Consider the following 18,602-nt stretch of genomic DNA (forward strand, 5'->3'; position numbering starts at 1 on the left):
CTGCCTTAGGCGTTGCGGTCGTCCTTGCCTTCGCCGTTCAAACGACGCAGGCTTTCCTCTGGGGATTCGGCGACGGCAGGAGTCTGCGCGGCGTCTTCAACCGGGGCGGCGGCAGGGGCATCGGCGTCCAAGAAAGTCGAGATGGCCTGACGGTGCAAGGTGAGCACGACGCCGTTGGCGACCTCAACAAGAACGCGATCCTGCTCATCGATGCTGATGATGGTGCCGAAGATCCCCGAGTTGGTCATCACCTTGGCGCCCGGAACCGACTTGGTCTTCAGTGCTTCCTGCTGCTTGGAGACCTTCTTGCGGCCGCGGATCATCATGATGATCAGCACTGCGAACAGGGCCACCATCAGGATTATGGATGGGTTGAAGCCGCCACCGGCTGCCTGGGCAAGGACGAGGGAATTCACGTGTAATACCTGCTAACGATTCGTTAAAAGAATTAAGACGCCCGGGCATGCCAAAATCGGGGCATGTGTCGGGCGTCTCCAGTCTAATGGCTGAAAGCAAATCGCCTAGCCATTTACGCGGGCAGAGTAGAGTTATTCACCTAATCCACATCCGTTTCATAGTTTTGAGCTCCGGCAAAAATCGCGTCCTTGGGCATCACAAGTCCCAGATGCTCCCATGCGGAAGGCATCGCGATGCGCCCGCGCGGGGTGCGCCCCATCAATCCTTCGCGGACCAGAAAAGGCTCGGCGACGGTTTCCACCGTCTCGCTTTCTTCTCCGACGGCGATCGCCAAGGTGGACAGCCCCACTGGGCCCCCGCCGAACTTCTTGCACAGCGCTTCGAGCACCGAACGGTCCAGCCGGTCGAGCCCCTTCGGGTCGACCTCATACATTTCCAGGGCCGCCCCGGCAGCACTAGCGTCGATCTGCTCGAGCTTATTGACCAGCGCCCAGTCGCGCACGCGGCGCAGCAGACGGTTGGCAATACGCGGGGTGCCACGCGAACGGCTGGCGATCTCGCTGAACGCGGAGGAAGTCACGCGCAGATCGAGCATCATCGCCGAGCGGCGCAGCACCAGCTCTAATTCTTCGACCGCATAAAATTCCAGATGCCCGGTGAAGCCGAAACGGTCACGCAGCGGTCCGGGCAGCAGCCCGGCGCGCGTGGTCGCACCCACGAGGGTGAAAGGTGGAAGTTCCAGCGGAATAGCGGTGGCTCCGGCGCCCTTGCCGACAATGATGTCCACACGGAAATCCTCCATCGCCATGTAGAGCATTTCTTCGGCCGGACGGGACATGCGGTGAATTTCGTCCAGGAAGAGCACCTCCCCCTCGGTGAGCGAGGAGAGGATTGCGGCGAGGTCTCCGGCATGCTGAATGGCAGGGCCGGAGGAAATGCGCAGTGGTGCGTTCATTTCGGCGGCGATGATCATCGACAGCGTGGTCTTGCCCAGCCCCGGAGGTCCGGAGAGCAGCACGTGGTCGGCGGTCCGCTCGCGGATTTTTGCCGCTTCCAACACCAGCGAAAGCTGCTGGCGCACCCGCCCCTGGCCGACGAAGTCATCAAGGTTCCGGGGGCGCAGAGCTGCCTCGATCACCCGTTCTTCCGGTTCGCTTCCGGCGTTTGTCAGCTGCGTGGAATCATTCACGGGGTCATCCTATCGGGCGCGAGCGCCGGTGGACATGCTGCGCAGTGCCGCACGAAGTATTTCGGAGACGTTGCCGGTTTCGACAACCTCTGGATTCGCTTTGCCCAGCGCCGTCAGCGTGGACTGGGCGTCCTTTTCGGTCCAGCCCAACCCGGTGAGCGCCTCGATCACCTGTGGCTCCCAGACCGAGGCGGTGCCCGGGCGGCCCGTTGCGGTATCCACGCCGGTGGGAACGAGTTTGCCGTTCAGTTCCAGCACGATGCGGCTGGCGCCCTTGGGTCCGATCCCGGAGACCTTGGTGAAAGCGGCGGTGTCCTTGGAGTTCGCCGCGACGCGGACTTCTTCGGGGGTATGCACCGCCAGGATCGCCAATCCGGTGCGCGGTCCGATGCCCGAGATGCCGATGAGCACCTCGAAGACCTCGCGTTCATCGGGCGTGGCAAAACCGAAGAGCGTCATCGAATCCTCGCGCACCACCATTGAGGTGTGCACCGTGGCCTCGCGCCCGAGGTGCAGGGTGGACAGCGTGCCGGGGGTGGCGTGCACAAGCATGCCAAAACCGTTGACGTTGATAACCGCGGTATTCAGGGTTGCCGCCTGGACCGTGCCGGTCAATGAGCTGATCATGCCACTCCTCAAAAATATGTTCGAACGATTCCAGCTTATCGAAGATACCTACGAATGGCGATTAGCGGCGCGTTGCCCGGCGCTTCGAGGAGGCTTCGGCGGCGATCCACGCCTGCTGCGCGGCGGTGAGCTGGTTTGCTCCAATCCGGCCGGCCGAGGCTGAGGCCGAGGCATTGGACCCGACCGCCGCACCACGCCACCCGTGGGCAATGGCCAGAGCCACCGCGTCGGCCGCATCGGCGGGCTTGGGCGGCTCGTCGAGCCGGCAGATCTTTGCGACCATCTTGCCGATGGCAGCCTTGGTGGCCTGGCCGCTGCCGGTGACCGCTGCCTTGACCTCGGTCGGGGTGTGCAGGGCCACGGGAATGCCGCGGCGGGCCGCGGCGAGAATCACGATGCCGGTCACCTGGGCGGTGCCGATCACCGTAGACACGTTCGCCGAAGCGAAGACGCGTTCCAAGGCGAGCACGTCGGGCTGGTGTTTCTCAAGCCAAGCGTCGATCGCGTCGGCGATGGTGAGCAGCCGGGCGTCCAGCGGAGTGCCCGTCGGGGTGCCGGCCACGGTGAAGCCAACCAGTTCAACCTGCCGGTTGGCTGCGACGTCGACCGCGGCCAACCCGCAACGGGTCAGGCCGGGGTCGACGCCTACGATGCGTAAGGCCAAACCGGTGTTTAGTTCTCTTCGTCGAGGGCCGCGCGGACCTCGTCGGAGAGATCGGCGTTGGTGTAGACGCTCTGCACGTCGTCGAGTTCTTCCAGGGCCTCGAACAGGTGCAGGAACTTGCGCGCACCCTCGACGTCCAGATCCACCTTCATCGACGGGATGAATTCCATCTCGTCGGTTTCGTAGGCGATCTCGGCTTCGTCCAGGGCCGCGGCCACTGCACGCAGATCCGAGGGATCGCAGACGATCGCGAAGTTCTCCTCTTCGTCCAGGATCTCGTCGGCGCCGGCATCGAGCACCACCATGAGCAGGTCATCCTCGGTCAGCTCGCCCTTCGGCAGGCGGACGACGCCCTGGCGGGCGAACAGGTAGGAAACCGACCCGGGGTCCGCGACTGAGCCGCCATTGCGGGTGATGCCCACGCGAACCTCGGAGGCCGCACGGTTTTTGTTATCGGTCAGGCACTCGATCAGCAGCGCAGAACCCTGCGGGCCGCGTGCCTCGTAGATGATCTCGGTGTAGTCAACGACTTCGCCGGTCAGCCCCGCGCCGCGCTTGACTGCACGGTCGATGTTGTTGATCGGGACCGAATTCTTCTTCGCCTTGCTGACCGCAAGTTCCAGGGCCGGGTTGCCGGCCATATCGGCGCCGCCGACACGAGCGGCAACTTCGATGCCCTTGATGTACTTAGCGAAGGCCTTGGCGCGCTTGGCGTCGATCGCGGCCTTCTTATGCTTAGTGGTTGCCCATTTGGAGTGGCCTGACATGCTTTAAGCGTCTCCTTGCGTGATATTAATGAAAAATTCGTGGATAGCGCGGCTACCGGTAACTTCCGGGTGGAAGCTGGTGGCCAACAAATTTCCCTGACGTACTGCAACGATTCTACCTTGTGCGCGGCTTTCAGGGGCCGGAACCGTGCTGAGCACCTGCACGTCGGGCCCGACTTCCAGGGCCTCCGGTGCACGGATAAACACCGCGTCGAGGCTATGCCCGGCGAATTCAAGGGGGTATTCGAAGGAGTCGACCTGTCTGCCAAAGGCGTTGCGGCGCACCAGCATATCGATGCCGCCCAGGGTCTGCTGCTTCAGCCCGGCGCTGGAAACAGCCGGGTTCTCCAACCGGTCCGCGAGCATGATCATGCCGGCGCAGGAGCCGTAGGCGGGCATTCCGGCGGCGAGGCGCTCCTTGATGGGTTCTGCCAGCCCATAGCTGCGCGTGAGCCGATCGATCACCGAGGACTCCCCGCCCGGGATGATCAGCGCATCGACCGCGGACAACTCCTCGACGGTCCGCACCGCGCGGGTCTTGACCCCGAGCCCGGAAAGGGCATTGAGGTGTTCGCGGAAGTCGCCTTGGAGCGCGAGCACGCCGATAACCGTCATGAATTTACCTTCGAATATTGCTGGGCTGAGCTGGCGTCGGAAATTTAGCGCCGGATCAACGGTAGTCCTTAATGGCAGCTGACGCGGCGCATGTTTCCCGGTGTGTCGCGGACGCCTTGGTGCGGGCGAACAATATTGATAGCTTGCAATTGAGGTTTGGCGGGAGCTCTGTCGGCCTTCGACTTAACCCGATTCGCCTAGGAGCTGCCCGATGGATGCCCAGTACGAAACCTTAGAACTGCCAGGGGACGTAAACATGCCCGCACTGGCCTTGGGCACCTGGCCGATGCGCGAGCAGGAGGCGCAAGATGCGGTCACCAGTGCACTGCGTCTGGGCTACCGGCATATAGACACCGCCGAAAACTATGAGAATGAGGAAGCGGTGGGTGCCGGGCTGCGCGCCAGCGGGCTGCCGCGCGATCAGGTGTTTTTGACCAGTAAATTCAATAAGCGCTGGCATTCGCTCTCCGGGGTGCACCAGGCGTTTGAAAACTCGGCGCAGCGCCTTGGCGTGGATTACCTCGACCTGTTTCTGATCCACTGGCCGAACCCGGATCAGGGCACGTACATCGACGCGCTGGCCGGACTCGTTGAATTGCGCGAACAGGGAAAGATCCGCGCGGCCGGCGTCTCGAACTTCAAGCCGGCGCATCTGCAGGCGGTGCTAGACGCCGGGTTGCTGCCTGCGGTGAACCAGATCATGATCGACCCCGCGCATCTGAACGCCGAGACGATGGCGGCAAATGACGCGCACGAGGTGCGCACGGTTGCCTATACCCCGCTAGGCCGCATGGGTGATTTCCTGCAGGCCGGGCCGATCACCGCTCCGGCGGCGCAATACGCTAAAACTCCGGCGCAGATCACCTTGCGCTGGCATGTGCAGTCAGGCCGCGGCGCCGCACCCAAGTCGGCGGATCCGCGGCGGCAGGCGGAGAACCTGGAGATCTTCGACTTCGAGCTGACGGATGCGCAAATGCGCGCGATTGATGCGCTGGATTCAGGGGACGGTCCGAAGATGGACTCGGACAGCTTCGGGCACTAGTCCAGCGTCAAACAGCGCTGAACTTCATTGAAAGTTGATCTCCGACCGTGAATCGCGGCTCATGCGCCACTTGCATAGCAGGGTGGCGCATCGACTTCGATTAGCGCACTCCCATGCCGAGGCTCGTGTACGCCTCGACTCCGAAGCCGCTGGCCTGATGCGCCTTGATCACATTGAAGGCCTGCTCCTGGTTTCCGACGATCTGAGCAACCAGCCGGATCGCTTCCGCCAAGTCGACGCCCTTCGGTTCCTGGGCTTCGGCGACAACCGGGAACGCCTCCAATATCGATAGATGACTGACCTGCTGCGGCTTTTCTCCTAGCGCACGGCTCTGGATGGAACCCAATACAAGCGTCAAAGCAGCTCGCGCTTGCCCCACGACGTGGTTGTATGCAACTGCGGCCTCGAACGCCCTATCTTCTCGGTATTGCACGCTGAGTGTGAGACTAGTGAGCAGATCTCGCAACTCCGAGATCTCTTCTTCCAATTTCGCAATGCGGTCTTCGGTCATAATTCACTCCTAAAAGTAGAGGCTGACAAAATCTTACAAAGTACCAAAAGCCCGCCTTCGACAACTGATGCGATGACCATGTGTGGTTCCATCGCCGAGCGACCTTTGAGACCGTTGCAGGTCTCGAAACGGTGCTGATTCCTCGCTATGTCCGGGAAATTGGCCACGCCATCAATGACGTACCCAATCTCGACAGAGCGCCACTTAAGTAATCTTCGTGCCCTCCTACGCACGGCTGGCGCTGCATGCGGTGAAGCCATAGAGAAACCTTGAAAAGTATGTTCTTCAAGCACGACGCCGACGATGACGAGCTCAGACCGCTAGCCGAACTGGAATTCCTTGTCATTCCCGTGGTTTCGGGTAGATTTTTGGAAAGGTTGAGCCACAGATCCGAGAAGTGTTTGGAGCCCCATTGAACAATCGAGCGTTGCCCTGGGCGGTACTATCCGTGAAATTCATGTCGGTCCGGTGCGGAAGGCACATGTTATGTGCCTACTCGATGATCAGCGTGGCCGCTACGCGGGGGCACCTGGCTAATTAACTTCCCAGGGCACCAGCCCGTCGTCGAATGCATCAAAGGCGTTCACGGTTTGCGTGGTGCGCGCAAGCGAAGCCTTCGCATCGGCGGCAGGCAGGCAGTCGCTTACGGTGGCCACCTGGCACCAGCGCACCGGAGAATTGCTGAGCTGATGCGGAACCCAGGCCAGCTCGCTGAGCCCCCACTCATCCTTCGGATTGCGGGTGAAGGTGGCTTTGATGCTGATCCCCTCGCGGTTCAGGATCGTGGGGGTGGCGTGCTTGGCGACCGAGTTGCCCAGGCCGTAGACGATCCAGGTTCCGGCATGCTTCTCGATGGGCAGCACCGAGTGGGTGTGGTGCATGTAGATGAAGTCAATGGCTCCGGATTCGGCCAGGGTGCGTCCGAGCTTGCGTTGCGCCTCGGTGGGTTTGCTGCTGTATTCGGCGCCCTCGTGGATTGCGGCGACGACGAGCTCGGCTCCGTCTTTGCTTGCTTGTTTGGCGCGCTGGATGAGTTTGGGTGCGCTTACCCCGGTATCCACCTGCCAGTCGGTGTCCGCGCGCATCCCGTTCAGCGAATAGGTGCTGGCGATGACCCCGAGCTTCACTCCGTCCACCGTCATGATCGGAGGCGCAGCTGCCTCCTTGGCGGTGCGGTAGGAGCCGGTGGCGAACAGGTCCTGCTTTTCCAAGCTGTCCAGGGTGCGGTTGACCCCGGCGGTGCCCTTATCCACGGTGTGGTTGGTGGCGGTGGTGCAGCCGTCGTAGCCGATCTTGGCCAGGTCCGCGACGATCTGCGCTGGAACGCTGAACATCGGGTAGCCGGAGTAGGGCGCGGTGCCGATCGGCGTCTCCAGGTTGCACAGCGCCGCGTCCGCGTCCTGCACATAGGGTTTCAGCCCTGCGAGCAGCGGCAGGAAGTCATATCCATCCGGCGTTTTAGCTTCATCGAGCAGTTGCGGATGCAGCAGAACATCGCCGGTGGCCATCAGCGAGAATTCCTGCGGCTCGGGAGCTTTGCTGGCACTGGCGCTGGGTGCGGCGGGGTTTGTGGCCGCCGGAGCCGAACTGGTCAGGGAGGGCGCGTCCTCTTCGGCCGCGGAACAGCCTGCGAGCAGGAACAATGCGAGGATCGCGGGCAGCGCGCGTGACTTCATGGGTTCCACCCTATCGGCTGGCCGATCGTGTTAATGCAAGCTAAATCACGTGTCCTGTGGTTATCTGGCACTATGCCCAACCCGCTTCTGAAACCCAGCGTACTGCCCTACCAGTGGCCAGATTTCGCGAATATCACCGCCGAAGACTACCTGCAGGCCGTCCGCGCTGGTGCCGAGGAGCACCTCGGGCAGATAGCCGCCATCGTGGCCGACTCCGCCCCGGCGGACTTCGAGAACACCTTCCTCGCGCTGGAACGCAGCGGGCAGCTGCTGCGCCGCACGCTGATGGCCTATTTCAGCGTGCTTTCGGCGCACGGCACCGAAGAACTGCGCGCGATCCAGTCCGAACTCAGCGGCATCATGAGCGCGCAGAGCGACGAAATCCAGCTGAACCCGGATCTCTATGCGCGGCTTAGCGGTGTAGACCTTGGAACGCTGCAGGGCGAAGATGCCCGGCTGGCCGGCGAAACGCTCAAATCCTTCGAGCTTGCGGGCGCCCGACTGGACGCGCAAGCCAAGGAGGAGCTCAAGACTCTGAACGCGCGGCTTTCCCAGCTGTCCACCGAGTTCTCCAGCAAGGCGCTGGAAAACCAGAACGCCCACGCGGTCTACTTTGCCGAGGCCCAGGAGCTTGAAGGCCTGGAACCGGCCCGTCTGGACTCCGCCCGCGCCGCGGCCGCAGCTGCCGGGCACGAGACCGGTTTCCTCTTGCCGCTGGTCTCCCCCACCGGGCAACCGGTACTGGCCTCCTTGGCTCGGTCCGAGTCTCGCCGCAAGGTATTCGAAGCCTCGCTCAGCCGCGGTTTGGGCGAGAACTCAACGCTGCCGCTGGCCGCGGAGATGGCCGCGGTGCGGGCTGATCGGGCGGCATTGCTCGGTTTTGCCAACCATGCCGAAACGGTGCTGGCCGACGCGACCGCGCCATCCACGCAGGCAGTGGCCACGCGCCTGAAGGAGCTGACCCTGGCCGCAGTGCGGAACGCGGATGCCGAAGCGGAAACGCTGCGCGAATTGGCCGGCGGCCAGCTGAACGCCTGGGACTGGTCCTACTATTCCAATCAGGTGCTGCGCGAGCGCTATGCGGTGGATTCAGCGGCCCTGCGTCCCTACTTCGAACTGGATTCGGTGTTGCACCAGGGCGTTTTCGCCACCGCCGGAAAACTCTATGGGCTGAGCTTTGCCGAACGCTTCGATTTGCCGACCTATCATCCACAGGTGCGGGTCTGGGAGGTAAGCGACGCCGATGGGTCTGCATTGGGCCTGTACAGCGGAGACTTCTTGGCGCGTGGGACGAAGAAGGGCGGCGCGTGGATGACTTCCCTGCGCGATGCAGCTTCGGATTTGGGCGAGCGTCCCATCGTGACCAATACGCTGAACATCGCCGCGCCCGGCGAAGGCCAGCCGATCCTGCTGACCTTGGATGAGACCAATACGCTTTTCCACGAGTTCGGGCACGCCCTGCACGGGCTGCTGTCCAACGGGAAGTATGCGACGCTTTCGGGGACTTCGGTGCCCCGGGACTTCGTCGAATTCCCTTCGCAGGTCAACGAGATGTGGGTACTGCACCCCGAGGTGGTCGGCGATTATGCCAAGCACTACCAAAGCGGCGAGGCGCTGGCGGAGCAGACCATAAAGAAGATCCGCGCGGCAGAACTGTGGGGCCAGGGATTCGCGACCACCGAATATCTGGCGGCCAGCGTGCTGGACTGGGCCTGGCATACGATTGCCCCCGGCACGCGCATCGCTGATCCGGAGCAATTCGAGCGTGAGACATTAACCAACTTCGGGTTCACCCCCGAATTGATCCCGCCGCGCTATCGAACCGCGTATTTCCAGCATATTTTCGCCAATGGCTACTCGGCCGGGTACTACTCCTACATCTGGTCCGAGGTACTGGATGCCGACACTGTGCAGTGGTTCGAGGAAAATGGGGGCTTAATGCGCGAAAATGGAATGCGGTTCCGTGAGGAATTGCTCGCGCGTGGAAATACGCGCGATCCACTAGAGTCTTACGAAATGTTCCGCGGTCGCAGCGCACGGGTAGAACCGTTGCTGCGCCGTCGAGGATTGGTGAACGCAGAATAATGACGACAATTGCCTCCGCGCAGGAAGCTCTCAGCCATTGGCAGCAGGCCCTCGCGGTAGCCACCGGCGGCAAGATCTTTACCACCCACGGATGTTCTTGGGCCTGGCAGCCGGTGCGCAAGCGCCTGGTGCTGCTGTTCCCCGAACATGCCGATCCAGCGGGGCTGCGTCCGGCGCTGGCCGAGGGGATGCGGCTGGGTGCACACCGGGTGGAGGCCTGGGTGAACTCCGGGTCCGATGCCTCGGGGCTGAAGGAAGCCGGCTTCACCGACAGCGCGCAGATCGCTTGGCATGCCGGACGACTGGCGATCCCGATGAATCGCTGGGAGGGGAAAATCCGCTTGGGCAATAACGTTCCCGAGGCTACCGGCGCGGATGCCGCCGAACTGAAGGTGACGAATCTGTGGCGTGACCCTTCCTCTCAGCTTTCCAGCGGGCACCCGGCGCTGCGGCGCGTGGAGCACGCGGTGGCGCGCACCGAAGAGGGCGACATCGTCGGACGCGGATTCGTGCAGCAGGGTCTGGGCGGGCAGCTGATGGTGCATTCTCTGGCCGTGGGCACCGGCTATCGGCGCCAGGGCGTGGGGACCGCGCTCTTGCATGGGCTTTCCCGTGCGCTGATCAACCCGCTTGATCCGCCCGATGAGGAAGCAACCCAAGAGCTGCTGGCCGCCTGCACCCCGGGTAGCGCCGATTTCTTCAGCTCCAATGGGCTGCGTCTGCTCGGCCGCGGAAGGCATATGATTCTGCGCTCCTGGAAGTAGCTTCCAGCAAAGGACTGTGGCGGGACACCGGTTTTCCACCGGTTCCCGCCATTGCCGTTTAACTCTTGTTTTCCCCGATTCAGGGTTTGACCCGGTAGACGAGCCGGGCGAAGGGGCCAGCTTGGCGCGCTTCGGTCAGTTCCAGCTTCTCGCTGCCGATGGTGCGTGGCAGCAGGGCTGCTCCCCCGGCCAGCGTGGCCGGAGCGATTGTCAGCGCGAGCCGATCCAGCGCATTGATATCGAGGAACTGGCCCAGCAGTTCCCCGCCGCCGAGCACCCAGATATCCGCCTCGCCCGCCGCGCGCCGAAGCTCCGGCAGGTGCTCGGCGACCGAGCCGCTAAGCAGTTTCACATTCGCCCCGTCGGGAATCGGCAACTGCCGGTGGGTGAAGACGTAGGTTGGTTTAGCTCCGTAGAGCTCTTGCCACCTAGCCGGCTCCGCCATCAGGTTTTCGTGTTCCAGCACCCACAGGTAGGTGTTGGCACCCTCCACGTGCACGCCCACGTTTTGCGGCAGCAGCCCCGGATCGGGTTCGCCGGCACCGGGGACGTCGAAGAGCCATTGCAGGCTGTGGTTCTCATCGGCCAAGAAGCCGTTCAGGGTGACGGCCGCGTCGAAAATAATTTGCGTCATGGGCTTAGTCTGCCATTCTTCGCAACTGCTGCAAGCACGGCACCGGCATCTTCACGGAATTCTTTGCGAAGGCCGAAACCCCTCGGCGGTTGCCGGCTTTCGACTGGCAAGAACTGATCGTTGTACGCGTTGACAACGGCGCTTTCGCTTCCAAAAGAGGCAGGAACTCAAGCTCCTTGCGTTAGAATTGAAGTCATCATGATCAGCCCGTTGCCGCAAGGTGCGGGCTGATTTTCTTTGTTGGGCGGCCCGTGGCAGTGTACGCGAAACCGTGGCTATCCGTCGACGAACAGATCGATCGACTCATTGGGCACGGTATGGAGATCGAGGATCGAAACCGAGCTGCGGCAGTCCTCCGAGGAGTTGGGTACTACCGGCTTACCAGATACTTATACCCGTTCCGCCAGTCCGAGAAGCACGTCGATGCCCATGGGCAGACTCGGATCCGGGTTCTCAGTGATTACCGACCCGGGACAAGTCTGTGGCACGCGGATCAGGTCATCGATTTCGACCGGCAACTACGGATGCTCGTTCTGGACGGTGTTGAGCGCATCGAGGTCGCCCTGAGGACGCAGATTGGCTACGTACTCGGCCGGAGGTCACCCTTCGCCTACAAAGACTCGAGCTGTTTCACGGCCGCCTTCACGAATCATGGAATCGACGCACACGCCCGCGCACCGAGCCGGCATGAACAGTGGCTCCAGCGAGTCAATGATCGGAGGGCCAGCTTCGACGAGCAGTTCGTCGAGCATTTTCGGGAAAAGCATGAGGACCGAATGCCGGTCTGGGCGTTCACCGAAATTCTAGAGCTCGGACATCTCGCCGTCGTTTATCGTGGACTTCAGAAGGCAAGATGCGGAGGAGATAGCCTCGGCGTTCGGCGTTCCGGCGAAGAAACTCATGATCAGCTGGGTCTCAAGCCTGAATTACGTGCGGAACGTCGCGGTGCACCACGCGAGACTCTTCAACCGGAAGCTACAGAACGCAACGGGCCGACCCAAGACCGGGTTAGTCCCCGCGCTCGACCACTTGCGAGACGAAAATTCTTCGAAGGGCATTTTCGGCACCTAGAATGCCTTAGAGGTCATTGCGCACTTGCTGCCATCCATCGACCAGGGCTCGGATTGGTCGATGGATTGGTCGCGTTGCTACGAGACTTCCCTGAATCTCATGCCCTGTCTATCGAATCAATCGGTGCGCAGCGGAACTGGGAATCTTTCGCGCTCTGGCGTTGAGTTACATCAGGCCTTGGTCCCGTGGCTTTCCAGCTTGAGTAACGTATGGCGAGGTCATCGTCTGCGCAAGGGTGTATCTCCATATCCCCACTGAACATGACGGACAGAAAAAGGGTGGTAAGAACGGTCAGGCACAGGCCGTTGCCTAGCGGTACTTGTCTGGGCCTGTCCTTCGCGTCGCGCGCCAGAAATCCAGTCGCCACTACGGAAAATCAATTCCGTAGACTTCCGAACACATTCCGAATATACTCTTTTTATGAGTTTCGCAGCAAGTCTCCCTTCAGCCACAAGGCGCTCCTCCGATCTGAGCAAGCACTCCGCCGAGGTCTTCGCCGAGGCTGAAGACCACCCAGTGACGGTGACCCGGCGCGACGGTGAGTCGCTGGTGCTCATGTCACAGCGCGAAGCCGAGGGCCGCTCGCAGCTGCTGAATTTCGCCGCACAACTCATCACAGTCACTCTTGACGGCAGCGGCTCGCTCGCCGAACGAATGACCAAGGCTTTCCCATGGATGCTCGCCCTTTCACCGGTAGATCGGGAATCCTGTACGCAAAATCTTGTTGATGCCGCGCGCGCCTCATTCTCAACCAACCAACCGCATCTGGCGATTGCGGAGCTGACGTCTTGGAAGGAAACTGCCACGGCCGTCGCCGCCGGACTCGGCAACGTTGACCTCGAGTGGCTCGGCGAGGACATGACCGTGGAGCGCCCCTAGCCGTGGCGTCCGCAAAAAAGGGCGAATTGGTTCCTCGCCCTCCAAAGCGGGTCGAGTACGAAATCCGGTTCGCAACTACAAGCGCGCGAAGAGGGTGGCAGGACCTCGTCGCCACCATTCGCAACCCCATGACAGAGACTTGGGACTTTCTCACGCTGACTCCCCTGACCACGACACCGCTGAACTATAGGCTCAAGGGCGAGCTCGGCACGATCTCACGCGGGGAGGCGTCGCACGAGCGGTGGCAACACAAACCGACTGCGAAGGGAACGGCCCGCATCTGGTTCTACGTCCACGAGCGCACGGTCTTCCTGGAACAGGTTCACACGAGCCACCCGAATGAAACGAAGTAGCCCCTTTTCGTCGAATGAACTACGTGGACTCGCCACTCTGCGGGCGAGTCATGCCAAACCGTGCCCACATCCAGTTCTGATTTATCTGCATCTCGTGCTGGTCGAAAGGCAGACATCTGCCAACCGCCATCATCCGTTGATCACTGCATCTGCCTGCAACGATGAGCTTAACGAACCGGGGCCACGCCACCCATTGCAGGCAGCATGACCCCGGAGAGTGCCAGTTAGTAGCGTTTACCAGCCGCGCTCGGAGAGGCGGTGTGGCTCGGGAATCTCGTTTACGTTGATGCCGACCATCGCTTCGCCCAGACCGCGGGAGATCTTGGCCAGCTCATCCGGGTTGTCGAAGAAGGTGGTGGCCTTCACGACGGCCGCGGCGCGCTGCTCCGGGTTGCCGGACTTGAAGATACCCGAACCGACGAATACACCATCGGCGCCCAACTGCATCATCATCGCTGCATCTGCAGGGGTGGCGATGCCACCGGCGGTGAAGAGCACCACGGGAAGCTTTCCGGTCGCTGCGATTTCCTTGACCAGCTCGTATGGGGCCTGCAATTCCTTGGCCGCCACGTAGAGCTCGTCTTCTGGCAGAGCTGCCAGCTTGGCGATTTCGGCGCGGATCTTGCGCATGTGCCCGGTGGCGTTCGAAACGTCGCCGGTGCCTGCTTCGCCCTTGGAACGGATCATTGCCGCGCCCTCGTTGATGCGGCGCAGTGCCTCACCCAAGTTGGTTGCGCCGCAGACGAATGGCACGGTGAATGGCCACTTGTCGATGTGGTGCTCGTAGTCTGCCGGGGAAAGCACCTCGGACTCGTCGATGTAGTCCACGCCGAGGGACTGCAGGATCTGCGCCTCGACGAAGTGGCCAATGCGGGCCTTGGCCATCACCGGGATGGATACCTCGGCGATGATCGAGTCGATCATGTCCGGGTCGCTCATTCGCGAGACGCCGCCCTGTGCGCGGATGTCGGCAGGAACGCGTTCGAGTGCCATCACTGCCACGGCACCGGCATCTTCGGCGATGCGTGCCTGTTCTGGAGTGACAACGTCCATGATGACGCCGCCCTTGAGCATTTCGGCCATGCCGCGCTTGACGCGCTGGGAGCCGAGGACGGTATCGCGACGCTGATCTGCTGATGACATTTTCGGGAAATTCCTTTCGAACACGTGATTGCACAATGGTGCTATGCCAGTAATCGTAGGAGCGCTTTGCTTTATTACCTCCCGTGTTGCGTCACAATAGCCGACAGGTGGATTTATCCTCCAGTTGCGGGTTAGTGCGTAACATTGACTATAGAGATCAATCCACTAGTCAACGAGTTTTTTATGCGGGAGTTCAGGGTCCAGCTCCAGGGCGTCCGCGACCCGGTATTTTGCCGGTTGTCCGCAACCTTCCGGATCTGCCTTCTCCAAGCGCGCAACCTCGTCGGAGATGTGGCGCACCAGCGGCACATCGTTGCCGATATCCTCGGCCACCGAACGCAGCTGTTCGGCGTAGGCGACAAGGCGCTGGGTATAGCGCTTGGTGAAGGAAGGATCTGGATCGCTGGCCCGGCGATGGGTCCATTCGAAACTTCCGGCCAGCTCCTCGATAGCGGGTTTGACCGACTCCATCACCTGCAGCAGTGCGCGATCCGCCGCCTGGGGAATTGCGCACAAGCCAAGCTGGTAGAAGTGCTCGGTGCGCACCGCAGCCGCTAGGCGTTCCAGCGGGCTAAGTGTTTCCAGCCAGTCGCGCAGGAACTTGTCGCAGGCCTCGTCGTAGTCAAAGTGCAGCTCTTCGACCAACTCGGCCAGGGTGCCGATTGAGTACTGCGCGGCACCTTGGACTGCCAAACGGATTTCATGCTCGGTGCCGCCGATTATCCAGGCGCGGAGTTCTGCTAGGGTTGCGGTCGATGTCATGGCGCGTACCCGGGTGGGAACCCGCCGTGATGCTTGACGGATTTGGTGTTCTCGTCCCAGATGTAAGTGGAGAGCGCGCGGCCCGAGGCGTCGGCGTTCGATTCTGAGTTTTTAGCGTAGCTAAAGGTGACCTGCAAGCGTGCATCGGCAACGCGTTCTACCTCGGGGTAGAAGCCGAAGCCAGTCCGGGTCGCCGCGCCTTGATAGGTGCTCCCGTGGAAGAGGGCAATGATGTAGGGAGAAGATCCGGTGGCCCCTTCGATGGGAAAGGTGATCCATGACAGCGCGGCGCATGGGTCATAGGTTGCCGCATCTGCGGAGTCCGGATCCCACTTCCAGCCCATGACCGCGCCGGTGGAAATCTTTGGCGCAGGCAGCTTGGCCGCAAGTTTCGCCAGTTCGCCCGTGGTCATTTCAGGTCCACAGGATACCTCGGGTGTTTCGCTCGGTTCAGCTGCGCTGGAAGGTGGCATGGCGCTGGGCTCGCCCCGAGGCGAATCGGACTCGGCTTGCAGAGCCTCGGGCGCAACGCACGCGCCAAGAAGCAGCGCAAGTGCCGCCGACAGCGACAGAACCTTGAGAGTGCAGCCTGCACTACGGTGCATGATTTCCTTCGGCAATGCGCGTGGATCTTGAGCGGACAGCAACAGTCTAGCTACGTTGATCCGAGTTTGATCTAGCAAATCGCCAGATGAGGCAGGGGAAATGGCCTTAAACGCAGCGGGGCGGTAAGAACGATTCAACGTTCTCACCGCCCCGGGTCAAGCATTTCCTATCCCTAGGCCGGGTTTTCGCTATTCCACGCATCGGCAATGGCCTCGCGGACCTCGGAGAGCGTCTGCGGGATGGCTTTGGTCTGCGCGATGATCGGGAAGAAGTTCCCGTCCCCGCTCCAGCGCGGCACGATGTGCTGATGCAGGTGCGCGGCGATGCCCGCTCCCCCAGCTTCGCCCTGGTTCATGCCTAAGTTGAAGCCCGCGGGGTTGGAGACCTTGCGCAGCACGCGCATCGACTGCTGGGCCAAGGACGCCATCTCCGCGGTCTCTTCCACAGTGATATCCGTATAGTTCGGCACGTGGCGGTAGGGGCAGACCAGCAGGTGCCCCGGGTTGTACGGGAACAGGTTCAGGATCACGTAGCAGGTTTTCCCTCGGTGCACGATCAGCGCCTCTTCATCGGTGCGCTTCGGACCGGCGCAGAACGGGCAGCTAGCCTCGTCCTTTACTTGGTCCTGCCCGCCCTTGATGTAGGCCATACGGTAGGGAGTCCACAGGCGCTGGAACGAATCCGGCACGCCGGCGAGTTCAAAATCGTCGGTGACGGACCGATCCGTTTGGTGTTGCATACCCATGGACTCCCTTGCCTGTACTAGTTACTGTTGTCGCGGCTCTTGATGGCCTCGACGATGCGGGCTACCGCGTCATCGACCGGAACCTGATTCTCTTGGCTGCCATCGCGGAAGCGGAAGGAGACCGCATTCGCGTCGGCATCCTCGCCACCGGCGATGAGCACAAACGGGATCTTGTCCTTGGATGCGTTGCGGATCTTCTTCGGGAAGCGATCCGAAGAGTCATCAAGCTCCACGCGCACGCCCTGGGCCTTCAGCTTGGCGACGACCTCGGCCAGATAATCATTGAATGCCTCGGCCACCGGAATGGCACGAACCTGGACTGGGGAGAGCCAGGCCGGGAAAGCGCCGGCGTAGTGCTCGGTGAGCACACCCAGGAAGCGTTCGATGGAACCGAACTTCGCCGCGTGGATCATCACCGGTTCCTGGCGGGAACCGTCGGCTGCCTGGTATTCCAGACCGAAGCGTGCCGGCTGGTTGAAGTCGTACTGCACGGTGCCCATCTGCCAGGTGCGGCCGATGGCGTCCTTGGCCTGAACCGAGATCTTCGGACCGTAGAAGGCCGCGCCGCCGGGATCGGCGACGAGCTCGACGCCGGATTCGGTGGCTACGCGTTCCAGCACCGCGGTGGCTTCGTCCCACTGCTCGTTGGAGCCGATGAACTTATCGGACTCGTCACGAGTGGACAGTTCCAGGTAGAAGTCCTCCATGCCGAAGTCCTTGAGCAGGGACAGCATGAAGTTCAGCAGGTGCTCAACCTCGGCCGGGGCCTGTTCCTTGGTGACATAGGAGTGGGAATCATCCTGGGCGAAACCACGCACGCGGGTCAGGCCGTGGACCACACCGGACTTCTCGTAGCGGTACACATGTCCGAATTCGAACAAGCGCAGCGGCAGCTCGCGGTAGGAGCGGCCACGGCCACGGAAGATCAGGTTGTGCATCGGGCAGTTCATTGCCTTCAGCCGGTATTCCTGACCCTGCTTGGTGATGTTGCCGTCCTCGTCGCGCTCCTCATCGATGTGCAGCGCCGGGAACATGGTGTCCGCGTAGTACGGCAGGTGCCCGGAGGTGTGGAAGAGCCCATCCTTGGAGATGTGGGGGGTGCCCACGTACTGGAAGCCCTCTTCGACGTGGCGATCGCGCACGTAGTCTTCCATCTCGCGCTTGATGATGCCGCCCTTGGGGTGGAACACCGGCAGGCCGGAGCCGAGCTCATCGGGGAAGGAGAACAGGTCAAGTTCCGCGCCGAGCTTGCGGTGGTCGCGGCGCTCGGCCTCGGCCAGGCGCTCCTGGTAGGCCTTGAGGTCTTCCTTGGTTGGCCAGGCGGTGCCGTAGATGCGCTGCAGCTGCTTGTTCTTCTCGCTGCCCAGCCAGTAGGCGGCGGCCGAACGGGTCAGCGCGAAGGCGTTTTTGATCAGCTTGGTGTTCGGCAGGTGCGGGCCGCGGCACAGGTCCTTCCAGACGATGTCCCCACTCTTGCGATCGACATTGTCGTAGATGGTGGTTTCGCCGGCGCCGACCTCAACGTTGACACCCTCGCCTGAGGTGTCATCGGAGTCCGCCTTGGCCAGCAGCTCGCACTTGTAGGGCTCGTCGGCCATTTCGGCCTTCGCCTCATCGGGGGTGACCTCGCGGCGGGCGAAGAGCTGGTTCTGGTTGATGATTTTCTGCATCATCTTTTCCAGCTGCTTCAAGTCTTCCGGGGTGAACGGCTCTTCGACGTCGAAGTCGAAGTAGAAGCCGTCGGTGATGTAGGGGCCGATGCCGAGCTTGGAGTCCGGGCGCAGCTGCTGCACGGCCTGGGCCATGACGTGGGCGGTCGAGTGGCGCAGCACCTCCAGCCCTTCCGGATCGCTGATGGTCACACGGGTGACGGTGGTGCCTGCTTCAAGCTCGCGGGCCAGGTCGCGCAATACGCCGTCGACGTGCATAACAACCACGTCTTTATCCTTGGCATAGAACTGCAAACCGGTTGTTCCCGCGTCCACCTGGACCTGCTCGCCATCGATGGTGAGAGTGCGCTGCTCGCTCATGAGATCGGGTTCTGCCTTTCAA

The 18,602-nt window shown here is 61.8% G+C and carries 20 protein-coding genes and 1 pseudogene; 7 read left to right on the top strand and 14 right to left on the bottom strand.

From position 1 onward, the window contains the following. Positions 1–5: 5 nt before the first annotated feature. The 6 genes from yajC to pdxT form a co-directional block, all read right to left on the bottom strand. The gene (gene yajC, locus LG294_RS09310) at positions 6–416 is read right to left on the bottom strand and encodes a preprotein translocase subunit YajC (RefSeq protein WP_404285268.1); all 411 of its coding nucleotides are present in this window, start codon (positions 414–416) and stop codon (positions 6–8) included. A gap of 140 nt (positions 417–556) precedes the next feature. Beyond that, on the bottom strand, positions 557–1,606 hold the full coding sequence (ruvB, locus tag LG294_RS09315) for a Holliday junction branch migration DNA helicase RuvB (RefSeq protein WP_404285269.1): 1,050 nt from the start codon (positions 1,604–1,606) through the stop codon (positions 557–559). A 9-nt stretch (positions 1,607–1,615) separates the two neighbouring features. Beyond that, positions 1,616–2,233 (bottom strand): Holliday junction branch migration protein RuvA, encoded by a 618-nt coding sequence (gene ruvA / locus LG294_RS09320; RefSeq protein ID WP_404285270.1) that lies wholly within the window; start codon positions 2,231–2,233, stop codon positions 1,616–1,618. A 61-nt stretch (positions 2,234–2,294) separates the two neighbouring features. Continuing rightward, positions 2,295–2,897 (bottom strand): crossover junction endodeoxyribonuclease RuvC, encoded by a 603-nt coding sequence (gene ruvC / locus LG294_RS09325; RefSeq protein WP_404285271.1) that lies wholly within the window; start codon positions 2,895–2,897, stop codon positions 2,295–2,297. A gap of 8 nt (positions 2,898–2,905) precedes the next feature. Then, positions 2,906–3,664, bottom strand: a complete 759-nt coding sequence (locus tag LG294_RS09330) for a YebC/PmpR family DNA-binding transcriptional regulator (RefSeq protein ID WP_404285272.1) — start codon at positions 3,662–3,664, stop codon at positions 2,906–2,908. 3 nt (positions 3,665–3,667) lie between these two features. Beyond that, positions 3,668–4,279, bottom strand: a complete 612-nt coding sequence (gene pdxT, locus LG294_RS09335) for a pyridoxal 5'-phosphate synthase glutaminase subunit PdxT (RefSeq protein WP_404285273.1) — start codon at positions 4,277–4,279, stop codon at positions 3,668–3,670. Positions 4,280–4,490: 211 nt separating this feature from the next. Between pdxT and LG294_RS09340 the strand changes: the two genes are divergently transcribed. Then, complete coding sequence (locus tag LG294_RS09340; RefSeq protein WP_404285274.1) at positions 4,491–5,321, top strand: aldo/keto reductase; 831 nt, start codon at positions 4,491–4,493, stop codon at positions 5,319–5,321. A gap of 100 nt (positions 5,322–5,421) precedes the next feature. Here the strand turns inward: LG294_RS09340 and LG294_RS09345 are convergent, their stop codons facing one another. Then, complete coding sequence (locus LG294_RS09345) at positions 5,422–5,832, bottom strand: hypothetical protein (RefSeq protein WP_404285275.1); 411 nt, start codon at positions 5,830–5,832, stop codon at positions 5,422–5,424. A gap of 533 nt (positions 5,833–6,365) precedes the next feature. Then, the gene (locus LG294_RS09350) at positions 6,366–7,508 is read right to left on the bottom strand and encodes a CapA family protein (RefSeq protein ID WP_404285276.1); all 1,143 of its coding nucleotides are present in this window, start codon (positions 7,506–7,508) and stop codon (positions 6,366–6,368) included. A gap of 72 nt (positions 7,509–7,580) precedes the next feature. Between LG294_RS09350 and LG294_RS09355 the strand changes: the two genes are divergently transcribed. Together LG294_RS09355 and LG294_RS09360 are read left to right on the top strand one after the other, a co-directional pair. Beyond that, on the top strand, positions 7,581–9,593 hold the full coding sequence (locus LG294_RS09355) for a M3 family metallopeptidase (RefSeq protein ID WP_404285277.1): 2,013 nt from the start codon (positions 7,581–7,583) through the stop codon (positions 9,591–9,593). Next, on the top strand, positions 9,593–10,357 hold the full coding sequence (locus tag LG294_RS09360; protein WP_404285278.1) for a GNAT family N-acetyltransferase: 765 nt from the start codon (positions 9,593–9,595) through the stop codon (positions 10,355–10,357). The genes LG294_RS09355 and LG294_RS09360 overlap by 1 nt, the downstream gene beginning before the upstream one ends. 79 nt (positions 10,358–10,436) lie before the next feature. Here LG294_RS09360 and LG294_RS09365 read toward each other — a convergent pair whose 3' ends face one another. Next, a complete protein-coding gene (locus LG294_RS09365; protein ID WP_404285279.1) occupies positions 10,437–10,991 on the bottom strand; it encodes a dihydrofolate reductase family protein in 555 nt (184 codons plus the stop codon). 317 nt (positions 10,992–11,308) lie between these two features. On the opposite strand from LG294_RS09365, the pseudogene LG294_RS09370 reads away from it, so the two are divergent. From LG294_RS09370 to LG294_RS09385, 4 genes and pseudogenes are all read left to right on the top strand, one after another. Beyond that, positions 11,309–11,770: pseudogene (locus tag LG294_RS09370) on the top strand (Abi family protein); the annotation flags it as partial. A gap of 55 nt (positions 11,771–11,825) precedes the next feature. Next, positions 11,826–12,062, top strand: coding sequence for an Abi family protein (locus tag LG294_RS09375; protein ID WP_404285280.1), 237 nt, complete (start codon positions 11,826–11,828; stop codon positions 12,060–12,062). 420 nt (positions 12,063–12,482) lie between these two features. Next, positions 12,483–12,941 (top strand): prevent-host-death protein, encoded by a 459-nt coding sequence (locus LG294_RS09380; protein WP_404285281.1) that lies wholly within the window; start codon positions 12,483–12,485, stop codon positions 12,939–12,941. Positions 12,942–13,069: 128 nt separating this feature from the next. Then, positions 13,070–13,294, top strand: a complete 225-nt coding sequence (locus LG294_RS09385; protein ID WP_404285282.1) for a hypothetical protein — start codon at positions 13,070–13,072, stop codon at positions 13,292–13,294. A gap of 234 nt (positions 13,295–13,528) precedes the next feature. Here LG294_RS09385 and pdxS read toward each other — a convergent pair whose 3' ends face one another. From pdxS to thrS, 5 genes are all read right to left on the bottom strand, one after another. Further along, positions 13,529–14,437 (bottom strand): pyridoxal 5'-phosphate synthase lyase subunit PdxS, encoded by a 909-nt coding sequence (pdxS, locus tag LG294_RS09390; RefSeq protein ID WP_404285283.1) that lies wholly within the window; start codon positions 14,435–14,437, stop codon positions 13,529–13,531. 165 nt (positions 14,438–14,602) lie between these two features. After that, complete coding sequence (locus tag LG294_RS09395; protein ID WP_404285284.1) at positions 14,603–15,199, bottom strand: hypothetical protein; 597 nt, start codon at positions 15,197–15,199, stop codon at positions 14,603–14,605. Then, entirely contained in the window at positions 15,196–15,804 is a 609-nt protein-coding gene (locus LG294_RS09400; protein ID WP_404285285.1) for an LppP/LprE family lipoprotein, read from the bottom strand. The genes LG294_RS09395 and LG294_RS09400 overlap by 4 nt, the downstream gene beginning before the upstream one ends. Positions 15,805–15,977: 173 nt before the next feature. Next, on the bottom strand, positions 15,978–16,544 hold the full coding sequence (locus LG294_RS09405; RefSeq protein WP_404285286.1) for an HIT family protein: 567 nt from the start codon (positions 16,542–16,544) through the stop codon (positions 15,978–15,980). 23 nt (positions 16,545–16,567) lie between these two features. Then, positions 16,568–18,580, bottom strand: coding sequence for a threonine--tRNA ligase (thrS, locus tag LG294_RS09410; RefSeq protein WP_404285287.1), 2,013 nt, complete (start codon positions 18,578–18,580; stop codon positions 16,568–16,570). Positions 18,581–18,602: the final 22 nt, after the last annotated feature.

Origin of the sequence: Glutamicibacter arilaitensis, assembly GCF_044793945.1 — a bacterium.
GTDB lineage: Bacteria > Actinomycetota > Actinomycetes > Actinomycetales > Micrococcaceae > Glutamicibacter > Glutamicibacter arilaitensis_B.